Source organism: Marinomonas sp. S3726 (genome assembly GCF_000967665.1).
In the GTDB taxonomy this organism is placed as follows: domain Bacteria; phylum Pseudomonadota; class Gammaproteobacteria; order Pseudomonadales; family Marinomonadaceae; genus Marinomonas.
This window is the reverse complement of the sequence record NZ_JXYC01000004.1, coordinates 677,950-697,759: the sequence shown is the minus strand read 5'-3', so window position 1 is coordinate 697,759 and position 19,810 is coordinate 677,950. Positions and strand designations below refer to the sequence as shown.

Annotated in this window: 19 protein-coding genes; 14 read left to right on the top strand and 5 right to left on the bottom strand. The window is 43.5% G+C overall.

The features are described from left to right. Positions 1-34: 34 nt before the first annotated feature. The 4 genes from TW85_RS04350 to TW85_RS04335 all read left to right on the top strand — a co-directional run bounded on the left by TW85_RS04350 (position 35) and on the right by TW85_RS04335 (position 3,840). The gene (locus TW85_RS04350) at positions 35-988 is read left to right on the top strand and encodes a sugar ABC transporter permease (protein WP_046015812.1); all 954 of its coding nucleotides are present in this window, start codon (positions 35-37) and stop codon (positions 986-988) included. A 10-nt stretch (positions 989-998) separates the two neighbouring features. Next, entirely contained in the window at positions 999-1,856 is an 858-nt protein-coding gene (locus tag TW85_RS04345; protein ID WP_046015811.1) for a carbohydrate ABC transporter permease, read from the top strand. 43 nt (positions 1,857-1,899) lie between these two features. After that, positions 1,900-3,003, top strand: a complete 1,104-nt coding sequence (gene ugpC / locus TW85_RS04340) for a sn-glycerol-3-phosphate ABC transporter ATP-binding protein UgpC (protein ID WP_046015810.1) — start codon at positions 1,900-1,902, stop codon at positions 3,001-3,003. Between the two features lie 81 nt (positions 3,004-3,084). Next, the gene (locus TW85_RS04335) at positions 3,085-3,840 is read left to right on the top strand and encodes a GntR family transcriptional regulator (RefSeq protein ID WP_009833970.1); all 756 of its coding nucleotides are present in this window, start codon (positions 3,085-3,087) and stop codon (positions 3,838-3,840) included. A gap of 123 nt (positions 3,841-3,963) precedes the next feature. Here TW85_RS04335 and TW85_RS04330 read toward each other — a convergent pair whose 3' ends face one another. Next, entirely contained in the window at positions 3,964-4,200 is a 237-nt protein-coding gene (locus TW85_RS04330; RefSeq protein ID WP_046015809.1) for a type II toxin-antitoxin system prevent-host-death family antitoxin, read from the bottom strand. A 177-nt stretch (positions 4,201-4,377) separates the two neighbouring features. Here TW85_RS04330 and TW85_RS04325 point away from each other — a divergent pair, with 177 nt between their 5' ends. After that, positions 4,378-4,650, top strand: a complete 273-nt coding sequence (locus TW85_RS04325; RefSeq protein WP_046015808.1) for a type II toxin-antitoxin system RelB/DinJ family antitoxin — start codon at positions 4,378-4,380, stop codon at positions 4,648-4,650. Continuing rightward, positions 4,650-4,922: a type II toxin-antitoxin system YafQ family toxin gene (locus TW85_RS04320; protein WP_046015807.1), complete on the top strand. Its 273-nt coding sequence runs from the start codon at positions 4,650-4,652 to the stop codon at positions 4,920-4,922. The genes TW85_RS04325 and TW85_RS04320 overlap by 1 nt, the downstream gene beginning before the upstream one ends. A 129-nt stretch (positions 4,923-5,051) precedes the next feature. Here the strand turns inward: TW85_RS04320 and TW85_RS04315 are convergent, their stop codons facing one another. After that, positions 5,052-5,900, bottom strand: coding sequence for a DUF5677 domain-containing protein (locus TW85_RS04315; RefSeq protein ID WP_046015806.1), 849 nt, complete (start codon positions 5,898-5,900; stop codon positions 5,052-5,054). Between the two features lie 131 nt (positions 5,901-6,031). After that, positions 6,032-6,922 carry an SIR2 family protein gene (locus TW85_RS04310; protein ID WP_046015805.1) on the bottom strand — a complete coding sequence of 297 codons (891 nt, stop codon included), beginning with the start codon at positions 6,920-6,922 and terminating at the stop codon, positions 6,032-6,034. Between the two features lie 438 nt (positions 6,923-7,360). On the opposite strand from TW85_RS04310, the gene TW85_RS04305 reads away from it, so the two are divergent. From TW85_RS04305 to TW85_RS04275, 7 genes are all read left to right on the top strand, one after another. Continuing rightward, the gene (locus TW85_RS04305) at positions 7,361-8,014 is read left to right on the top strand and encodes an ABC transporter permease (RefSeq protein ID WP_009833974.1); all 654 of its coding nucleotides are present in this window, start codon (positions 7,361-7,363) and stop codon (positions 8,012-8,014) included. A gap of 34 nt (positions 8,015-8,048) precedes the next feature. Then, positions 8,049-9,230 carry an ABC transporter ATP-binding protein gene (locus TW85_RS04300; RefSeq protein ID WP_046015804.1) on the top strand — a complete coding sequence of 394 codons (1,182 nt, stop codon included), beginning with the start codon at positions 8,049-8,051 and terminating at the stop codon, positions 9,228-9,230. Positions 9,231-9,242: 12 nt separating this feature from the next. Next, positions 9,243-9,989 (top strand): ABC transporter permease, encoded by a 747-nt coding sequence (locus tag TW85_RS04295; protein WP_084616099.1) that lies wholly within the window; start codon positions 9,243-9,245, stop codon positions 9,987-9,989. Between the two features lie 127 nt (positions 9,990-10,116). Further along, the gene (locus TW85_RS04290; protein WP_046015803.1) at positions 10,117-11,004 is read left to right on the top strand and encodes a glycine betaine ABC transporter substrate-binding protein; all 888 of its coding nucleotides are present in this window, start codon (positions 10,117-10,119) and stop codon (positions 11,002-11,004) included. Between the two features lie 159 nt (positions 11,005-11,163). Further along, on the top strand, positions 11,164-11,961 hold the full coding sequence (locus tag TW85_RS04285) for a type 1 glutamine amidotransferase (RefSeq protein ID WP_046015802.1): 798 nt from the start codon (positions 11,164-11,166) through the stop codon (positions 11,959-11,961). 86 nt (positions 11,962-12,047) lie between these two features. Next, on the top strand, positions 12,048-13,415 hold the full coding sequence (locus tag TW85_RS04280) for an MmgE/PrpD family protein (protein ID WP_046015801.1): 1,368 nt from the start codon (positions 12,048-12,050) through the stop codon (positions 13,413-13,415). Between the two features lie 111 nt (positions 13,416-13,526). Then, on the top strand, positions 13,527-16,703 hold the full coding sequence (locus tag TW85_RS04275) for an FAD-binding and (Fe-S)-binding domain-containing protein (protein ID WP_046015800.1): 3,177 nt from the start codon (positions 13,527-13,529) through the stop codon (positions 16,701-16,703). Here TW85_RS04275 and TW85_RS04270 read toward each other — a convergent pair. Together TW85_RS04270 and TW85_RS04265 are read right to left on the bottom strand one after the other, a co-directional pair. After that, entirely contained in the window at positions 16,700-17,536 is an 837-nt protein-coding gene (locus tag TW85_RS04270) for a hypothetical protein (protein ID WP_046015799.1), read from the bottom strand. The genes TW85_RS04275 and TW85_RS04270 overlap by 4 nt on opposite strands. A gap of 102 nt (positions 17,537-17,638) precedes the next feature. After that, positions 17,639-18,616 (bottom strand): GlxA family transcriptional regulator, encoded by a 978-nt coding sequence (locus TW85_RS04265; protein WP_046015798.1) that lies wholly within the window; start codon positions 18,614-18,616, stop codon positions 17,639-17,641. A 221-nt stretch (positions 18,617-18,837) separates the two neighbouring features. On the opposite strand from TW85_RS04265, the gene TW85_RS04260 reads away from it, so the two are divergent. Beyond that, entirely contained in the window at positions 18,838-19,728 is an 891-nt protein-coding gene (locus TW85_RS04260; protein ID WP_046015797.1) for an alpha/beta hydrolase, read from the top strand. Positions 19,729-19,810 lie beyond the last annotated feature (82 nt).

The window sequence follows — 19,810 nt, the reverse complement described above, 5'->3', positions numbered from 1 at the left end:
CCGCTAAGGTTTTCCGTCAATATGAGACAGGCGTATGACCTTACCGAAATCAAAATCTATCCCAGAGTCGGCCGTAGAAAAAAAACCTATCCCTTGGCATATTGTTTTTTTTCTAGGGCCTGCCCTTCTGATATACCTAACTTTTAGCGTATATCCCTTACTAGACACCCTTATTCTCAGTCTTTATGACGAGCAAAAAGGGCAAAGTAGTTTTGTTGGATTGCAAAACTTTATCACGCTTATCAGTGACGATAATTGGTCATCCGCGTTTTGGAATGCCCTGGCTAACAACTTCCAATTCTTTATCATACATATGTTGGTACAGAACCCGATTGGTCTGTTATTAGCGGTTTTATTAAGCTCGCCTAAGTTACGGTTTTCAGGCAGCTATCGCACCTTTATCTTTATGCCAACCATGCTGTCTGTGGTCATCATCGGCTTTGTTTGGCAGCTATTATTAAGCCCAATTTGGGGGATTTCTGAGAACTTCCTCTATCACCTTGGTTTAGACCATTATTTTGATGCTTGGTTAGGTAAAGAAAGCTCAGCCCTTATTACCTTAAGCTTCATCTCTGTTTGGCAATTTGTCGGCATCCCTATGATGCTTATTTATGCCACCTTATTAAACATTCCAGACGACATAGTGGATGCCAGCGTAGTGGATGGAGCTAACCCAATGCAGACCTTCTGGTACATCAAACTGCCATTGATTTTGCCGACTATCGCTATGGTGTCCATTTTGACATTTGTCGCCAACTTCAACGCATTTGAGCTCATTTATGCGGTAAAAGGCGCATTAGCTGGCCCTAACTTCTCGACAGATTTGATGGGAACCTTCTTCTATCGCACCTTCTTTGGCTTCCAATTACAAGAAGGCAGCGCCACCATGGGTGCCGCTGTAGCGACCTTGATGTTCCTCATTATTTTGGTTGGCATCATGCTCTTCCTTTTCTTTGTTCAACGTCGCATTCAGCGCTTCCAATTTTAAGGTGACCATGATGATCTCAGCATTTAAAAACTTTAATTTGGGGCGTTCGGTCCCTAAGAGTGTCGCCATTCATGGGGTCTTGATGGCCTACACTGTGATTGCCCTGTTTCCTATCTTGGTGGTGATAATTAACGCCTTTAAGGAGCGTCGTGCCATCTTCCGTGACCCACTGGCTATGCCGACTATGGACAGCTTCACCTTAGTTGGCTTTGAGCAGGTATTACTGCGTTCAGACTTTGGTCTTTATTCATGGAATAGCCTAGTGGTTACCCTGCTTGCGGTTGGCCTAGTGCTTTTACTAGGCGCCATGGCAGCTTGGGCATTAACCGAATATAAGTTTCGCACTAACCTCTTGATTACCTTTTTGTTTGCCATGGGCATTATGATCCCGATTCGATTAGGTACCGTGAGTATTTTACGCCTCATGGTGGATCTGAATCTGGTCAATACGCTCACCGCGCTGGTACTCGTCTATATTGCCCAAGGTTTGCCCTTGGCGGTTTATATACTGTCCGAATTTATTCGCACCATACCCAAAGAGCTAAAAGAAGCAGCCCGTTGCGATGCGGTAAGTGAATACAAGATCTTCTTCTGCATCATCTTGCCTTTGCTAAAACCTGCCATGGCAACGGTGGCCGTGTTTACCATGATTCCCATTTGGAACGACCTTTGGTTCCCACTCATTCTGGCACCGGGGGAAGAGACACGCACCATCACCCTAGGGGTACAGCAGTTTGTAGGCCAATACGTGACAGATTGGAACTCAGTATTATCTGCACTCACCATGGCCATAGTGCCTGTGCTCGTGCTCTATACCATTTTTTCTCGACAGCTAATCCGCGGCTTAACCAGCGGAGCGGTCAAATAACGCAAACTTTTTCATTTTAACTTTGACCGTTGGAGACTAACTCATGGCAAGTGTAAAACTCGATAATATTCAAAAACGATTTGGTGACGTGCAAGTACTACACGGCATAGATCTAGACATTAAAGACGGCGAGTTCGTGGTACTTATAGGCGAATCAGGCTGTGGTAAATCCACCCTATTACGCCTACTTTCTGGCTTGGAAGAAATCACAGAAGGCGACCTGCATATCGATGGGCAAAGGGTGAACCATCAATCCCCAGCCCAACGTGGCATCGCCATGGTATTCCAATCTTATGCGCTTTACCCGCATATGAGTGTGTATAAAAACATGGCCTTTGGCCTCAAGATTGCCGGACAAGACAAACAAGCCGTCAAACTAAAGGTAGAAGAAGCCGCCAAGAAGCTAAAAATAGATCACCTACTAGAACGCCTCCCAAGGGAGCTGTCCGGCGGACAAAGACAAAGGGTTGCCATTGGCCGTGCCATAGTGCGTGATCCTAAGGTATTTTTATTTGATGAACCCCTGTCTAACCTTGATGCCTCATTAAGGGTAAAAACTCGAGTTGAGCTGGGTAAACTGCATCAAGAACTTAACGCCACTATCGTCTATGTCACCCATGATCAGGTCGAAGCCATGACCTTGGGCGATAAAATAGTCGTGATGAATCAAGGACGTATAGAGCAAGCAGGCACACCACTTTCGCTCTATCATCATCCTAAAACTGAGTTTGTCGCAGGCTTTATTGGTTCCCCTAAGATGAACTTTATCTCGGCTCAGGTCACATCAATTGAGTCAGATTCTGTACAACTTATGTTAGAATCCGGCCCGACAATTCGTGCCGCTATCGACGGCCAAACGCTGAAACTCGCCGACAAGGTGAAACTAGGCGTGCGACCAGAACATTTTGTACTAGCCACAGATGAAGAAAATCAATTCCAAGGTAGAGTATCACTGGTTGAAAACCTAGGTGAGCTTGCTTATGTCTATGTGAATACAGGCCAAAATGCTGAATCAGATATTGTCATTAAGCTAGATGGTGATTGCCAATATCAAGCTGGCGATAGCATCCGTTTTGCCGTCGCAGCGACAGATACCTACTTGTTTGATAACGCAGGTATGGCCTTGCCAAGGCTGAACAAAGCATAAGCGTTAAAAAGAAAAATGGTCATCCCTTAGCAAAGTGTTAAGGGCAAACCACTGTTAGTAACCCGTTTAGGAAGTCAGAGTATGAGTCAACATCGCGTAAATTTACTTTTCGGCCTTGGAGATGACTTAAAAAAGACAGGTGTCCCCCTGTATATGCAATTGAAGAAGGTGATTCAATCATCGATTCAAGAAGCTAGAGTACACCCAGGTGATGCGCTCCCTCCTGAACGGGACCTAGCAAAATACCTAGATGTTTCACGTGTAACGGTAAGGCGTGCCATAGATGAGCTAGTCAAAGAAGACGTGCTCACCCAAAGACAAGGGGCAGGCACCTTTGTTAGTGACCGCGTCGAGCAGCCATTAAATCACCTACGTAGCTTTACCGAAATCATGAAAGATCGAGGTAAAAGCATTTCGACCAAATGGATTGATAGATCCCTTGGTATGCCTCAGCCAGAAGAATGCCAAGCACTAAAACTCGATGATAATGAAGAGGTGGTTCGCTTCTACCGCCTTCGTATTGCCGACGGTAAACCTATGGGATTAGAGCTAGCGACCATTCCGAGCCGCTACATACTTAACCCATTTGCGATGGAAGGTTCTTTATACGACTTGCTACAACAGCAAAACTGCCGACCGACCCGCGCATTTCAACGCTTACGCGCCATCAGCATAGATGAACAGCGTGCTCAGCTACTCGAAATCAACCCCCATGATGCTGCCCTTTATATCGAACGAACCGGGGTTAACGCAGAAGGCACACCGGTAGAATTTACCCGCTCTTGGTTCCCGGGTGATTGTTATGACTTCGTCGCAGAAATTCACGCCACAGTTTAGTTTTTACTTCGCTGGAACTTAGAGTCAGACTCGTTTCCATGTTTTGTATGGGAACGAGTAAAGTCTTTACCCCATTCACACACCTCTAAATTCTTTTAAGATGCCAGTTCACTAAGACCTGTTTTAGGATCTTGTTTTGCCAGCACGATACTGCTCGATAGAAGAGTTTAGATGCTCAGCATTTTTAGGAGAACGAAGCAAGTGAACTGTCTCCAAAAGGCTGTTGTAGTAGTCTAAAGACATCACCACGACATCTTCAGAGTCACCCCGCGTAATGACAGTGGTATCTGCATCATTAACGACACCGTCCAAAACCGCTTTAAGACCATTTCTAGCTTCTGTAAAAGGGATGATTTTCATAAAAACCTCAACATATACATTTAATGGAACAAGTGTAGCCCTAACAAACCAACCTATTCAGTAAATTGAACATCTAATAACACAAGGAATAGCATACCTTTCATACTTGGCCTTGCAGTATGTATTTTGCTACACTTTGTTTTACTATGTATTACATTTACAGCAAATAGGTGATTTATGAAAACTGAAATGCTAAGTACACGCATAGACCCAGATACAAAGTTGGCCTTTACCAAGGTCTGTGAAGAGATGGGTCTGAGTACATCACAAGCTTTGAAGTTGTTTGCAAAAGCTGTGATTAATTACGGCGGAATACCTTTTGAATTAAAAGCCAAAACGCCAAATGCGTTAACCGCTGCTGCCATTAATGAATTAGAAGCTGGCAAAGGTCAAACAGCAGAATCTATTGACGAATTACTTAATGATCTCAATATGAGTGAGCCAAAATAATGCTCTCTCTTGAATATGCTTCGCAATTCAAAAAAGACTTCAAAAAGATAACGAAATACCCCATACCTGATGTGATTGAAGTGGGTCATGTCATTAAGCAATTGCAACTAGGTAAGATACTCGCTGAAAAGTACGTGGATCACGCGCTTTCTGGGAACTGGCAAGGCTATCGAGATTGTCATATCAAACCCTATTTGGTTTTAATCTATAAAGTAGATAGCTCTTCCCTAAAGCTTGCCCGCATTGGGACTCATAGCGAGCTATTCAGATAGCGGGAAACACTCAAAGCAAGAATTTATTCTATCTCGTTCCCATGCTCTGAGGCTGTGGGAACGCATAAAAGGTGCTTCGATAGAGCTCCCAGAATAAGGTGTCGGCTACGCGACACCTATTCCTATTTGTTAAATTTTATCCGGATTATCGTTGAAACCAGCAAATAATAATTCCTGTGAAAGCTTTATTATCTTGCTTTGAGAAGTACAATACATATCAACGTATTCATTTTTATTTACACCTTGTATGGAGTGTATATCCATCAGTATTGCATTAAGCATATACGTAAAATATGCCATTTGGCCAATTACATGATGTAACGTCTGGAATGAGCATGAAGATGCCCGACCAAACAAAGAAGAAACAAACGGCCCCTCTTCTAAATCACCAAATGGATAAGCGAGTGACCCAATAACAACGCTAACACTTGCCCCATGTATACAGTCAGAGTAATACTCTTCATCGGCCCTCCTTAAAGAGCGAAGAAAATCATGATTTGATGCCGATAGCGAAAGATACTTACTATCTAGCTTAGTGATTTTTTTAAGAATTGATTTCTTTTTGCTAAAAAGCTCATAATGAGCCTGCTTTGAATCCTCAGTATTTTTCCATGCATCATAATCTTCAGCTGATGAAAACAAAATTAACGTTTGATATATTCTTTCATCAAGGGTTCTTACTAAAGACCTGGCTTGCGTATCAAATCCATTGATGCATAAATCCTTTATAGATAGCACTGTATTGATAATATTTGTCAAATGAGCGCTAAACCACATATCAGTCGCCGGATAATTTATATCTAAAATTTCATTCTCTTTTATCGTATTACCTAACGTAGCGAGAGAAAGAGCCCCTAAACTAGCAGATATATAGTCAATTAAACGTTCTTCTTTTTGAAAATGTGCGTTTGATTCTTCAATAGCTTCTTGCTTATTTTCATAAATACCCTTGAGCACTTGTTCAAAATTTTCACTCATTATATATTTCTACGATGGATGACATTTAAAAAATTAACGCCCCAATCAGAGGCTATAAAATAGCTGTTTAAAATTGGCGACGCAGGAACAATACTAGCTGTTTTTTTGTCCTTTGACTTAGCTTGTTATATTTATGCAGCCAATACACCCTCAGCCTTAGTTGGTATTTTATTTATAGAAGACTCATACATAACCTTGTAGTCCCCCTCAACAACCGCTGTAATTATTACCTCGACATCAAATGACTTTAAAAGTCCCATTTTTTCATCATCCATTTGATTGGTGTAAAAGTATATTTTATTTGAAACCAAACCGTCGGCTACAAAGCGAGCTCGCTTATTAAGCACCCACCAAAGATCAGTTTCACTATAATCTAAAGACAGACCTACGATATGAACATTACTAGAAAAAAATAGGTCAACCCATGACGTAAAACAGAACTTCTCAGATTTCAGTTTATCTTGCATAGAAGCTACAGAAACGCTTTGACCAGAAACGGTATGCTTATACGTACCTTTAACATAAGAGTCGATTTTACCTACCGAACCACAATAATGATCTAATCCCAACATTATTGATTTGGGATGATCTATTTCACCATGAATATTCCAGAGATATTTAAAACCACTATTGGTTGAATATTTCCTCTTCCGACGTAAGCTATAAATTTCCTCTGTACTCAATTTTTCAGGAGATATATTGAGTGCTTTTTCAAAAGCATAATCGTAATTTGTAGTTAAGTAATTTTCTACGTCCATTGACGCTAGCAATTCAAATATTTCATTTGAACCTTGAGATTTCATCGCTTCAGCTATGCTTTCTTTGATTTTTAGCTCATCCGCTTTGTGGCTCTTTTTAGACACATGCTGTTCCATGAAAATACGTTCATAAACCATCGTGTTTGGAAGGTTACCATTGTCAAAAATGTTTGAGCCTTTGATGGTATTTAGTAAATCATCCCAACTAACAGCATTATCAGAAAGTCGATTTATTCCATTTCCAAAAAGTACAGTATTGCTCATAACGATCCTTCATAAATATAACAATTAAAGATTATTGCGTGGCGAAGCCACGATTACAAGCATCTGTTGAACGGCCGTTTTTTCACAGAGATGAATCGATTTTCATGATATGACCTCCCTGTTTTATACGATATTTAATAGGCTCTTCTTAAACCTAAGGTTGGCTGATAATTTTCTTCAACAAGGCTTTCTCTTCTTCATTTCTGATTTCTAGGCCACTCAACACCCCAACCACCCGCATTCACTCTTCCCCCTCAAGTGAAAAACTAGCAACTAAGCTTAACTTAGGTATTATGTGCGCCTCGCAAAACTGATGTCGCTTTTTTCATCAAAAATGTCGTATTAGTTTTAAAAAATGGCGGTTAATTCCCCTAATCTGGTTATGACTGAACGGGTTTCAGTCTTATATAACGATCGCTAGTTATTCTGAGGAAGAGCATGGAAATAATTAATTTTCTATTTCAAAACCAAGAACTACTGCTTAAGTTAACAATTGAGCATATTTCCTTGGTCGCTGTCGCAGTGGGGCTGGCTACTGTCACGGGTGTACCTATCGGTATCGCCATCACTCAAAATGAAAAAATGGCCAATATAGTTCTCTATATTGCTTCCATCATAATCACGATCCCATCTATTGCCTTGTTCGGTTTGATGATCCCAATATTGTCCGTTATCGGCCAAGGGATAGGCTATCTGCCTGCTGTGATTGCGGTTCTGCTTTATTCGCAACTACCTATTATTCGCAATACCTATACGGCGATAAACAATGTTGATCCTGCCTTGAGAGAAGCCGCTCGCGGTATCGGCATGAACCCTATGCAGCGTTTAAGAATGGTCGAAATTCCCTTAGCGACACCTGTCATTATGGCGGGTATTCGTATCGCTGTGGTGATGAACATAGGGGTTATGGCCATTGCCTCTTATATCGGTGCTGGCGGTCTAGGCGTATTGATTAGCCGTGGCATATCACAGAGTGATCCAAGACAGCTTATTGCCGGTGCTATCGCCGTTAGTGTGTTGGCGATTATCGCTGATTACTCCCTCATGTTTTTACAGAAGAAGCTGACACCAAGAGAGAGTGCCCAAGCCTAATCCCTGACTTCATCGCTTATTGAGATTAAATAAAATGATAAAAATAGATAATTTAACCAAGATATTTGACACCCCCAACGGCCCAGTAACCGCCGCGAACAATATTCAAATGGAAGTCCCTGAAGGGGAAATTTGTGTCCTGCTTGGCCCTTCTGGTTGCGGTAAAACCACCACACTTAAGATGATCAACCGTATCGTGCCGCCCACATCAGGTAAGGTTTACATCAATGGTGAAGACACGACTGACCTAGACACTGTGAGCCTGCGTCGCAACATAGGTTATGTCATCCAACAAATTGGTCTCTTCCCTAATATGACAATCGAAGAGAACATCGCCATCGTGCCTAAGCTTTTAGGTTGGGAAGCCAGCCGCTATAAAAAACGTGCCGCTGAGCTTTTAGACATGGTGGCACTGGACCCGTCCGTTTTCCTAAAACGTTATCCCAAAGAGCTGTCTGGTGGCCAACAACAACGTATCGGTGTCGCCCGTGCTTTGGCCGCTGATCCGCCAGTTATGTTAATGGATGAGCCATTTGGCGCTATTGACCCGATCAACCGAGAAGTGATTCAAGACGAATTTTTGAAGATGCAAAAAGTCTTGAAGAAAACCATCATGTTTGTGAGCCACGACATAGATGAAGCGGTGAAAATGTCGAACCGTATCGCTATTTTCAAAGACGGTGAGTTGATCCAATACGATACTCCCGACGATATCTTGGCTCACCCGAAAGACGACTTTGTGAAGAACTTTGTGGGTGATGACAGAGCCCTAAAACGCTTACGTCTAGTTAATGTTGAGCAAGTGATGGAGCCGCCTATTTATGTGTCACAAGCAGACAGCTTGAGTGATGCTTTTAACAAGATGGAAGCCTGTGGTTATTACCATGCCATTACGCTGGTGAATAAGACGAAGCAACCTATTGGTTTTGTCAGCAAAGAAGCAACTCAAACAAGGCAAGGGCAATGTGGCGAGCACTACCTTGGCCTTAAATCCATTATCAGCCTTGATGATGACTTGAGAAAAGTCGCCTCAAAAATGTTTACCCATGACATCACTTGGATGCCTTGTGTCGACAAAGAAGGCCGCATGGTCGGGCAAATCACCCAAAGAGGCATTACCCACTATCTAGGGGCGACTTATCGTCGTGATGGTTACCAAGCCAGCGCAGAGCAAGCCCCTCTGGGTGATGACCTTGCCACTGCGATCAAAGCCTAAGAGGTGCCTCAGATGAAACAGACAGCTATGAAACAGCTATCTATGAAAAGGTATGGCTACTTCTTTGGCATCTTGATCGCCTTTTGGCTTGGCTCGGTATTTGAAGCCAATGCGATTTTCGAAGCGCTTTGGGAGTATCAAGAAGATGTGGTTTATCTTATCGGTCAGCATATCGAAATGGTCTTGATCTCTGGGGTGATTGCGATTGCCTTGGCCATTCCTATCGGCATTATTTTAAGCCGTCCGAGGTTTGCCAAGGTGGCAGAGTCTGCCATGCAATTGCTCAATATTGGTACCACCATTCCGACATTGGCCATCCTTGCCTTAGCCATGAGCTTTTTAGGGATAGGCACACTACCAGCCATTTTTGGTCTGTGTATCGCCTCTTTATTGCCCATAGTGCGCAACACTTATATCGGTTTAAACGAAGTCCCTGCACACCTTAAAGAAGCCGCGGCTGGCATAGGTATGACAGCCAGCCAAATGCTCATCAAGGTTGAGATACCTAACGCTTTATTTGTCATCTTTGCCGGTATTCGTACCGCCTTGGCAATCAATGTGGGTACAGCGCCATTGGCTTTCTTAATCGGTGGTGGTGGCTTAGGTGAGCTTATCTTTACCGGTATCGACCTAGATGAACCCTTCATGATGCTAGCAGGCGCCATACCGGTTGCCATGCTCGCTGTACTTGTCGATGTGCTAATTGCAGCCATCGCCTTTTTGATCGTACCAAGAGGAGTAAATCCCTTAAGACGTTAGTCACTAGGCGGCTGCCATTAGAGAATTGCTATCAAGCATTTCGATTAACCTTCTCTATTAAATAGCCGCCTCACACTTATCAATTAAGAAAAGTAAAACAACAAAAAAACAAACGAGGATAGAGTCCATGTTGAAAATCGTAAAAAAACTTGCCCTAACCCTAGCGCTGCCTGTTTTGGCTGCAAGCTCGATTAACGCATCTGAGATTGTCATTGGTGGTAAAAACTTTACCGAGCAACAGCTTCTCACTGAGATCACCACCCAATACCTAGAGATCAAAGGATTTGATGTGGAAAAGCGTGCTGGCATGGGCAGTACTGTGCTGCGTAAAGCACAGGAAAATGGTCAAGTGGATCTTTACTGGGAATACACAGGCACCTCTTTGTTGAACTACAACAAGTTCAAAAGCAAGTTAAACCCTGATGAGGTTTATCAAAAGGTAAAAGAACTAGACGCGAAAAAAGGTCTGGTTTGGTTAAACGCTTCTTCTGCTAACAATACTTATGCCCTAGCGATGCGTAAAACCGATGCAGACAAGGCTGGTATTCAAAGCTTGAGCGACCTTGCTGATGCGGTAAACGGTGATGCAGGCTTGAAGATTGCAGTAAACGCTGAATTCTATGCCCGTGATGACGGTTTCAAACCTCTGCAAAAAGCCTATGGTTTTAAGATGAAGCGTAAAGATATCAAACGCATGGACTCAGGCCTTACCTACACGGCGCTAAAAGAAGAGCAGGTAGATATTGCCTTGGTATTTGCTACAGATGGCCGTATCCAAGCTTTTAACTTTGTGACCTTAGCGGATGATAAAAACTACTTCCCTAACTATGCCCTAACACCAGTTATTCGTGCAGATACCCTAGCAGCTAACCCAACACTAGAAGGCCTTTTAAACCAGCTTTCTGGCATGATTGACGACAACATTATGCGTGACCTAAACGCGCGTGTTGATGTGCTACGTATGCCGATCGAACAAACTGCAAAAGAGTTCTTAGCAGGTGTTGGCATTCAATAAGCCTTTTATCAGAGCTAAAGAAAGCTAAAGCGAAACGCTAAAAAAGAAAGAAAAAAGAGCTCTGCATTAGCCACATTTTAAAAGGCTAATGCAGAGGTTTAACCAAACTCTGCCAACGCTCGCGTTCAATAAGATAAGCGCGAAAACGGAGTTCTTTTTATGACACATCTTCTTATCATCGAAGGCAATAGCCCTGAGTTATTAGAGAAAATGGTGCAAGCAGGCCAACTGAGTGATTCACAATCTTACTCGGCCGCGTTACAGGCTTGCCAACCAGAATTAAGCATAGATTTTTTCCAGCCATATCATGCTGATTCAGATCTCACCAAGCTTTCTCTTAGTCAATATGATGGAGTGGTTTTTACCGGCTCTAGCGTTAACTGGTCTGTGGATGAACCAGAAGCCGCACCTTTAAGAGAGACCATGGAAAAAGTCTTTGCCAATGGCATTCCTACCTTAGGTTCTTGCAACGGCATGCAGCTTGCGGCTGTGGTACTAGGTGGCGAAGTAGCAAGCTCTCCAAACGGTAGAGAGTTAGGCATGGCGAAAAATATTAAGCTGACTGATGCAGGTGCCAAACACCCGATTCATCAAGGCCGCGAAGATGGTTATGCCTGTAGCTGTGTCCATAGGGATGAAGTCTCTAAATTGCCACCTGGCGCCATACTCACAGCAGGGAATCAACACTCTCCCGTACAAGCCTTTGTCTATGAAAGAGACGGCATTCAGTTTTGGGGCATGCAATATCACCCAGAGTTAAGCCCAGAGCGCATTGCTGAGCTCGTCGCTGGAGAAGGTTTGTTTAATACCGACCCAGAACTTGCTGAGCATCTAAACAAGGTGGCACAAGACAGTGAAAGCGAATCAGTCGCTGCTTTGGGAATCAAGCCTTCAGACCTTGCGCCTGAGATGCGTATGCGAGAAATAGATAACTGGCTCAAGATGATCCAGCCTTAATCTCGAAGCCATAGCTCAAAAAAATAGCTCACAAAAAGTAGCTCACAAAAACTCAATCAAACTGAAAGATTAAAAAGCGTATTCCTATGGAACAGATTAATCAGTTCATCCATACCTTAAGATTCGAAGACCTAAGTCAGCCTCTTATTAAACAAGCCAGTGATTGTTTGATTGATTTACTTGGGGTTGCTGCAGCAGGCCATGACACCAAGCTTGCTAAAATCATGGAAGCCTTTGTCAGTGAGCAAATGGCAGGCTCTGTGCCCCTGCTGTTTTCTAATAAAAGTGCCAGTGTCAGTGGCGCTAGCCTCTTTGGCGCAAGCTTAATTGACAGTATCGATGCCCATGACGGCCAAGTCTTAACCAAGGGCCATGTGGGTGTAGCTATCTTACCGCCTTTGCTGGCGCTCATCTCTGACTCCATCGAAAAAGGCCAAACCCTTGATGGCAAGGAGCTGATTACCTGTTTGGTAATAGGCTATGAAGTGGCCACACGCGCGGGTATCGCCCTACATGCCACAGCGTTGGATTATCACACCTCTGGGGCTTGGAACAGTATTGGGGTCGCGGCAGTGAGCGCCAGATTACTAAAGCTGGATCAACACCAAACCCGCGAAGCCTTAGGGATTGCGGAGTTTCATGGACCAAGAAGCCAAATGATGCGCTGTATTGATTACCCAACCATGGTCAAAGATGGATCTGGTTGGGGCGCATTAGCTGGGATAACAAGTAGCCTCTTAGCCAAGGCAAACTTCACTGGCGCACCGGCAATCACCTTAGATGCAGATACCTTGTCTAACTCACCAGAGCAAGCACACGCTGTCACCGAAATATGGCAGGATCTTGGCCGTCGCTGGTACATAGAGGAACAATATTTTAAGGCTTATCCTGTGTGTCGTTGGGCACAGCCTGCGGTTGATGCAATACGTGCGATACAAGCAGAAACCCCTTTAGATCACACCCAAGTTGAAAGCATAGAGATAGTCTCCTTCCATCAGGCCAAACGCCTACATGTGACTAACCCCAGTACCACAGAACAAGCACAATATAGCCTGCCCTTCTCGGTTGCTTCGGCCATTATAGATAACGAGGTTAGCCCAGAGTCCATTAGCGAAACTGACCTTGGTCTCTTTAACCCAGAGCGAATTGCCTTGAGTGAAAAGGTACAAATCAGTGAGAGTGATGACTATAACGCTATGTTCCCCGCAGAGCGTTGGGCCCATGCCATTATCACTTTAAAAAATGGAGAAAGGTTAAGGTCCCCTGGCTCAATTGCCAAAGGTAATCCAGAAAACCCGCTTACTGAGCAAGAAATAAAAGAGAAGTTCTTCAGGCTTTCAAGTACTCGCCTTAGTTCTGATCAACAATCTCTTATCTTTAGCATGTGTGACAATATGGCTGCCCTTGACTCACAAGAACTACGCCAGTTTATCGACTTGCTAAAAGCGGGCTAAAAATCAGATAAAGCCAATTTACATAAGGCCTCACTCTTCTGCTCTAACCTAGGCAGAAGAGTGAGATGCTTGATCACGCCTTAATCTTTTCTCTTAAATGTCGAGCCGAACATGATCCCTAAGCTGTCAGAGCAATCATCATTTTTTAGTCCTACCCAGTCTCTTTACCTTAAGTTTATAGAACGCCTAAGGGCTGATGGCTTTAGTGGTGATACTAACCCTGACTATGCCAACCGTGTGGTGCTATCTACGGACAACTCTATTTATCAAGTCTTGCCACAAGGGGTTATTTATCCCAAGTCTGTGGCTGATATTCAATTACTGACTCGCCTTGCCCACCTTGAAGAATTTCAATCCATTGTACTGAGCCCGAGAGGCGGCGGTACGGGCACTAACGGTCAGTCATTAACCGATGGTTTGATTGTCGATTTATCTAAGCACATGAATCAGGTGCTTGAAATTAACGCCGAAGAAGGCTGGGCCAGAGTCCAAACCGGTGTCGTAAAAGATCAGTTAAATGCAGCGGTAAAAGAACACGGGCTTTTCTTTGCCCCAGAACTCTCCACCAGCAACCGTGCGACCATAGGAGGTATGATAAATACCGATGCCAGTGGTCAAGGCTCTGTCATGTACGGTAAAACCCGTGATCACGTACTTTCTTTAAATACGGTATTACTTGATGGCACGCTTCTTAGTTCTGGTCCTATTTCTGATGAAAAGCTAGCGGAAGAAAAGCAACGTGAAGATTATGCGGGCCATATACATCGTGTGGTTGATGATGCCTTTAACCAGAACCAAGCAAAAATAGATGAGATTTTCCCTGAATTAAACCGTTGCCTTACGGGTTATGATTTAGCTCACATACGTGATGATCATAAAGCCTTCAACTTAAACTCGGTACTTTGTGGCTCAGAAGGCACCTTAGGTTTTATTGTAGAAGCCAAAGTTAACCTGCTTAAAATCCCAACCTTCGCCACCTTAGTCAACATTCGTTATGACAGTTTTGAGGGTTCGTTACGCCACGCCAAAGAGCTATTAAATGCAGCGCCCACTTCAATTGAAACCGTGGATTCTCGCGTACTTGGCCTTGCCAAAGACGACATCATTTGGCACTCAGTCGCTGATTTCTTCCCTGATGAAAGTGGAGATAATGCGGGTAAAGAGCTTCAGGGTGTGAACTTAGTTGAGTACACAGGTAACGACCAAACTGAAGTAGACAATCGAATTAAAGTTCTGACAGATTTATTAGATGCGGCGCTTGCTAAACCTAATAGCAAGATACTGGGTTACACCTTGGCCCAAGGTCATGAGAATGTGAAAAAGATCTGGGCCATGCGTAAAAAATCGGTTGGTCTTTTGGGTAATGCCAAAGGCGAAGGCCGCCCTATTCCTTTTGTTGAAGATACGGCGGTACCGCCTGAAAACCTAGCTGACTTCATCATGGAATTTCGTGCCGTACTCGATGCCCATGACTTAAGCTATGGCATGTTTGGTCATGTGGATGCCGGGGTTTTACATGTACGCCCAGCTATCGATATGAAGGATGAAAAGAACGAAGGCCTGATTCGTGACATCACAGATAAAGTGGTTGCCCTCACCCAAAAATATGACGGCCTTTTATGGGGTGAACACGGCAAAGGGGTGCGCTCTGAATACGCGACCGAATTCTTTGGTGAACTTTACCCTGTGATTCAGCAGGTAAAAGGCGCGTTTGATCCACATAACCAGTTAAACCCAGGCAAAATCGCCACCCCATTTGAGCTAGCTAAAGCAAAGGGCACCGAAAAAGGAGCTGAGCTTCTTAAAATTGATGAAGTGCCGATGAGGGGCCAGTTTGATCGTCAGATCCCACTGATAAACCGTGATCAATTTCAAGCCGGCATGTACTGTAATGGTAATGGCGCTTGTTATAATTTTGACCCTAACGATGCCATGTGCCCTTCTTACAAAGGGACACGCGAGCGTATTCACTCACCAAAAGGCCGTGCTTCTTTAATGCGTGAATGGCTACGTGGTATGAGTGAGCAAGGGGTAGATACTCAAGCCATCAGCGACAAGATAAAAGACTCTGGTTATCTAGTGAGTTTCATCACTAGTTTCTTCCCACGCCTGAACAACACCTTGAAAAAGCGTCGCGGTGACTATGACTTCTCCAACGAAGTGCATGATTCCATGATGGGCTGCCTTGCTTGTAAATCTTGCGTAGGCCAATGCCCAATTAAAGTCGATGTGCCAGAGTTTAGAGCCAAGTTCCTAGAGATCTATTACTCACGCTATTTGCGTCCTGTAAAAGATTATGTGGTGGGCTCAATGGAATACATTATGCCGACTTTAGCTAAATTCCCTCAGCCTTATAATTGGATGATGGAGCAAGCTTGGATCAACCGCTTGAGCGCTAACTATCTAGGCATCACAGATAGTCCAACGCTTTCTAAACTCAACATCAAGAAAGAAATAAATAAGCGTGGTATTCGCTTCGCAACGCCTAACAATCTCAAGTCGATTGGCCTAGATAAAAGCCACTCCGGTGAAAAAGGAAAGGCTGTCATCATAGTGCAAGATGCTTTTACCAGTTACTTTGAAACCCAACTGGTATTGGACACCATGGAGCTACTGACACGTTTAGGCTTCCAGGCCTTCTTAGCGCCTTATAAGCCTAACGGTAAGCCTCTTCATGTACACGGTTTCTTCAAGGCGTTTGAGAAAGCAGCGAATAAAAATCTAGACATGTTAGAAGAGTTAGCGGCTTATAAGATTCCATTTGTGGGGGTCGATCCATCCATGACCTTAAGCTTCCGCTCAGAATATCCAAAAGTCATTGGCGATAAACGCGAAATCCCAACCGTGAACTTGCTACAAGAATGGTTAGCAGAACAAAGTGAGCACCTTTCTTCCCTTAATCTTAGCTCTTCTCAACTAAAAGGATCTTTTGCGCTTGAAGATGAAAGCTATCACTTGTTGGCTCACTGTACGGAAAAAACCAATGCCGCAGCCTCTATTCAAGATTGGGTAAAGGTTTTCTCTTTGTTGGGTTTAGACTTAAAAGTTGAGAATGTGGGCTGTTGTGGCATGGCAGGAACCTATGGCCATGAAACAGCAAACCTGCAAACTTCAAAAGATATTTATGAGCTGTCTTGGAAAGACAAGATAAATGATGAAACCTTGCAAGATCGTATTGTGGCAACAGGCTATTCTTGTCGTAGTCAGGTGAAGCGTTTTGATCAAAAAGCCCTGCTTCACCCTTTACAAGCAGCACTTAAGCACCTTAAAAATAGCCGTCAGGATTAAGCAGAGATTTGTATTTGTTTAAAGGCTAATAAACTGCCATCAGCATTTTGTTTCATACCAAAACGGAAGGTTTCTGCATCCGCAAAGAAGCCATCCGTACGTATGCTCGTATCTTGGCTACCTCTGCTTTTATAGTGCTCTTCTTGGTTATATATCTCTTGGCAGAGCTGATCCGTAAAGCATAACTGTGAGGTAACAGAGGTTTTATTCCCTTTTTTAACCTTGAAATGAACATGGGCCGTGCGACCTGGGTACCAACCGGGGAAAGTCGATTTAAAGTTAACTCGCCCCATTGCATTTGTTGTCAGCACACCTCGATACCAGGTACTTTTTGCTGCTGCCACATCACCATTCGAACAAAAGCCCGCTGAGAAACGACGACTATCTAAGCTATTTGAGGTATCAGCCGAATAAATGCCTCGATTATCGCAATGCCATATTTCAACCTCATAGCCGGATACAGGGTTGCAGTCTTGGTCTATGATTTGAAAACAATACATCATGGGTAACCCGCTTAGACCTGTGGAGATATCTTCCCCTGTAGTGGTAGAGAAATAACACGGCCCTTCGGTATTACGTGGAAACAAAGATACCTGACAGGCAGCATCTTGTTCGAAAATACTATCGCTAGGGTAGTTTGCCGTGATTAAAGACGTTTTCCCCGATAGCCAGTTTCTGCTTTTAATGATTTTAGGTTCATTAAGGGATTGAGGAGGATAAGAGGAAGAGGCGCCTAAGTTGCCGGATAAGCAACCGGATAAAGTGCCACCAAAGGCTGAAACAAAAACACCTGCACCCAATAACTTTATCGTATGACGTTTATCGTTTTGCATTTAATCTCCCCTCTTTTATTAATCATAGTCTCATTAGAAACATTATGAATAACGCTGAGCGGATTAATCATGCCAAGCGTTGAAAATGAGACCTATTCCTTATTAGAAGGTTCCTTGGCTTAAACTGAGCCGCTCTTCTCTTGGGGTGCAATTGAACTGTTTGCGATAACAGCGTGAAAAGTAAGACGTGGAGCTAAAACCACAGGCGGTGCTAATTTGTAACATGGATAAATTTGATTGCAGCACCAAATGGTGAGCTCGCTCTAAACGTAATTGCAAATAATGGTTGGCGGGCGTGCTAGATAAAAAAGTTTTAAATAAGCGTTCCATCTGGCGCACAGACAAACCAACTAAGTCGCCAATTTCTTGGCATGTCAGCACCTCTTCAATATTACTTCGCATCAGCTCTAAGGCTTTTAACAATCTTGGATGATGGGCATGGTGGCGTAACTGTAAGTCCATTCTTTGTTTTTCATAAGCAGGTCGAATCGCTGGGTGAATACATTGCTCAGCCACATCTTTTGCCAGTGTTTCCCCATGCTTTAAAGCAATCAACTGTAGCATCAAATCTAGCCCAGCTAATCCGCCAGAACAGGTCATCACATCTCGGTCTATTTCATAAAGTTCACCTGTTACCTGCAAATCAGGAAACTGCTCAGAAAGGCTTTCTTTATTCTCCCAATGTATGGTGCATTTTTGTTGTTTAAGAATCCCTGCTTGAGCAAGCAAAAGACTGCCTGTAGAAGTCGAGCCTAAATTCACTTTTTGGCGTTTTAAGCCTCTTAACCAACTAAACAAAGCCGCATCATTTGCTTCTTGAGCGCCTATGCCTGCGACCACAAAAAGTGTGTCTAAGTCAGTCACATCATCTTGCTGTCGTGTGGGTGCGACGGGCAAACCATTACTGGCAAAAACCGTTTCGTTTTGATGGCAATAAAAGTCCCAAGAATAGAGTGTTTGTCCACTAATTCGGTTTGCCATACGCAGTGGATCGACCACAGCAGCGAGGGATATCATGGAAAAATCTGGCACTAAAAAAAAGCCAAAATGCTCAATACTTTTACTGCTTTTCTCTAGCATAAATTCACCCGTGAATAATCAATTCAAAAAAACTTAATCAAAGTAAAAACACAGACAATAAGTCGTATTTATCACCAATAATGTCGCATTATTTTCATTTATTGCAAGTTTTTTTCGCCATCATACTAATCACAGTCTGGCTGCATTCGCTTCTTTTTACCTGTTAGTGAAGGCTCTATCTGTCCTTATTTACACTATTTAAAACTTGGGAGTTTTACTTCATGATCGAACAAAAAGTTTCTTTTCACAGCGATGGTCTTGTCCTAGATGGCGCCTTCTTTACTGACGAATCAAATAACAATCCAGCACTGCCAATTGTTATCGTTTGCTCTGGCTTTACTGGCCAAAAAAACATCCACCCAGAGCGTTATGCCCGTGCTTGGACTAAAAAAGGCTTCACTGTTTTCGGTTTTGATTATCGTGGTTTTGGCGATTCACAAGGCGAACGTGAGCGCGTTATTTTAGAAGAACAAGTTCGTGATATAGCCAATGCCGTTGCTATCGTTTCTGAACGTGCCCAAGCTGAAAATCGTAAGGTTTTTGTTGCGGGTTGGGGTATGGCTGGCGGCCTAATTCTAGATGCGCTACGTATCTGTGAAGGTCAAATTGACGGCCTAGTTTCAATGAACGGCTTTTTCAATTCAGTACGTGTACAGAAAGCCCTACGTGGCGAGCACGGTTGGAAAGCATTCAAAGCCTTCATGGCCGAAGAACGTCTACGCCTAGCGAAAGGTGGCGAGAAGAAAGGCATCGATCCTTTTGAGATTTACCCGCTTGATCCAGTAAGTCGTGAATACGTGTTCACAGAACTTGTTAAAGCACCTGGCTATGGTGTGACATCTGATTTTGATTTCGCTGACTCTCTGATTAGCTTTAACCCAGAAGCTAACCTAGACGAGCGTTTCTCAAACATTCCATTATTGATCGCCCATGGTGCTGAAAACGACCTGCACCCAGTGACAGAAGCAAAATCACTTTATGCGGCTTACCCAGGCCCTAAATCTTTGTTCTTGCTAGCGAATGGCGGACACACTGAGTGGATGCTTGATGAAGACGAAAGATTCATTGAGTTCTCAACTCACATAGCTAACTGGATTGCTGAGCAGCAATAAGCGCTCATCACATCCTCTTGCTTTTTAAGGGTCTCTTTCTGTTGGCTTAATGCTCTCAGAAAAAGGCCCTGTTTTTTTATTA

Bases quoted from the DNA above. Each gene is read 5' to 3' on its own strand.
- TW85_RS04350 (WP_046015812.1), top strand. From the start codon at position 35: ATGACCTTACCGAAATCAAAATCTATCCCAGAGTCGGCCGTAGAAAAA.
- TW85_RS04345 (WP_046015811.1), top strand. From the start codon at position 999: ATGATCTCAGCATTTAAAAACTTTAATTTGGGGCGTTCGGTCCCTAAG.
- ugpC (WP_046015810.1), top strand. From the start codon at position 1,900: ATGGCAAGTGTAAAACTCGATAATATTCAAAAACGATTTGGTGACGTG.
- TW85_RS04335 (WP_009833970.1), top strand. From the start codon at position 3,085: ATGAGTCAACATCGCGTAAATTTACTTTTCGGCCTTGGAGATGACTTA.
- TW85_RS04330 (WP_046015809.1), bottom strand. From the start codon at position 4,200: ATGAAAATCATCCCTTTTACAGAAGCTAGAAATGGTCTTAAAGCGGTT.
- TW85_RS04325 (WP_046015808.1), top strand. From the start codon at position 4,378: ATGAAAACTGAAATGCTAAGTACACGCATAGACCCAGATACAAAGTTG.
- TW85_RS04320 (WP_046015807.1), top strand. From the start codon at position 4,650: ATGCTCTCTCTTGAATATGCTTCGCAATTCAAAAAAGACTTCAAAAAG.
- TW85_RS04315 (WP_046015806.1), bottom strand. From the start codon at position 5,900: ATGAGTGAAAATTTTGAACAAGTGCTCAAGGGTATTTATGAAAATAAG.
- TW85_RS04310 (WP_046015805.1), bottom strand. From the start codon at position 6,922: ATGAGCAATACTGTACTTTTTGGAAATGGAATAAATCGACTTTCTGAT.
- TW85_RS04305 (WP_009833974.1), top strand. From the start codon at position 7,361: ATGGAAATAATTAATTTTCTATTTCAAAACCAAGAACTACTGCTTAAG.
- TW85_RS04300 (WP_046015804.1), top strand. From the start codon at position 8,049: ATGATAAAAATAGATAATTTAACCAAGATATTTGACACCCCCAACGGC.
- TW85_RS04295 (WP_084616099.1), top strand. From the start codon at position 9,243: ATGAAACAGACAGCTATGAAACAGCTATCTATGAAAAGGTATGGCTAC.
- TW85_RS04290 (WP_046015803.1), top strand. From the start codon at position 10,117: ATGTTGAAAATCGTAAAAAAACTTGCCCTAACCCTAGCGCTGCCTGTT.
- TW85_RS04285 (WP_046015802.1), top strand. From the start codon at position 11,164: ATGACACATCTTCTTATCATCGAAGGCAATAGCCCTGAGTTATTAGAG.
- TW85_RS04280 (WP_046015801.1), top strand. From the start codon at position 12,048: ATGGAACAGATTAATCAGTTCATCCATACCTTAAGATTCGAAGACCTA.
- TW85_RS04275 (WP_046015800.1), top strand. From the start codon at position 13,527: ATGATCCCTAAGCTGTCAGAGCAATCATCATTTTTTAGTCCTACCCAG.
- TW85_RS04270 (WP_046015799.1), bottom strand. From the start codon at position 17,536: ATGCAAAACGATAAACGTCATACGATAAAGTTATTGGGTGCAGGTGTT.
- TW85_RS04265 (WP_046015798.1), bottom strand. From the start codon at position 18,616: ATGCTAGAGAAAAGCAGTAAAAGTATTGAGCATTTTGGCTTTTTTTTA.
- TW85_RS04260 (WP_046015797.1), top strand. From the start codon at position 18,838: ATGATCGAACAAAAAGTTTCTTTTCACAGCGATGGTCTTGTCCTAGAT.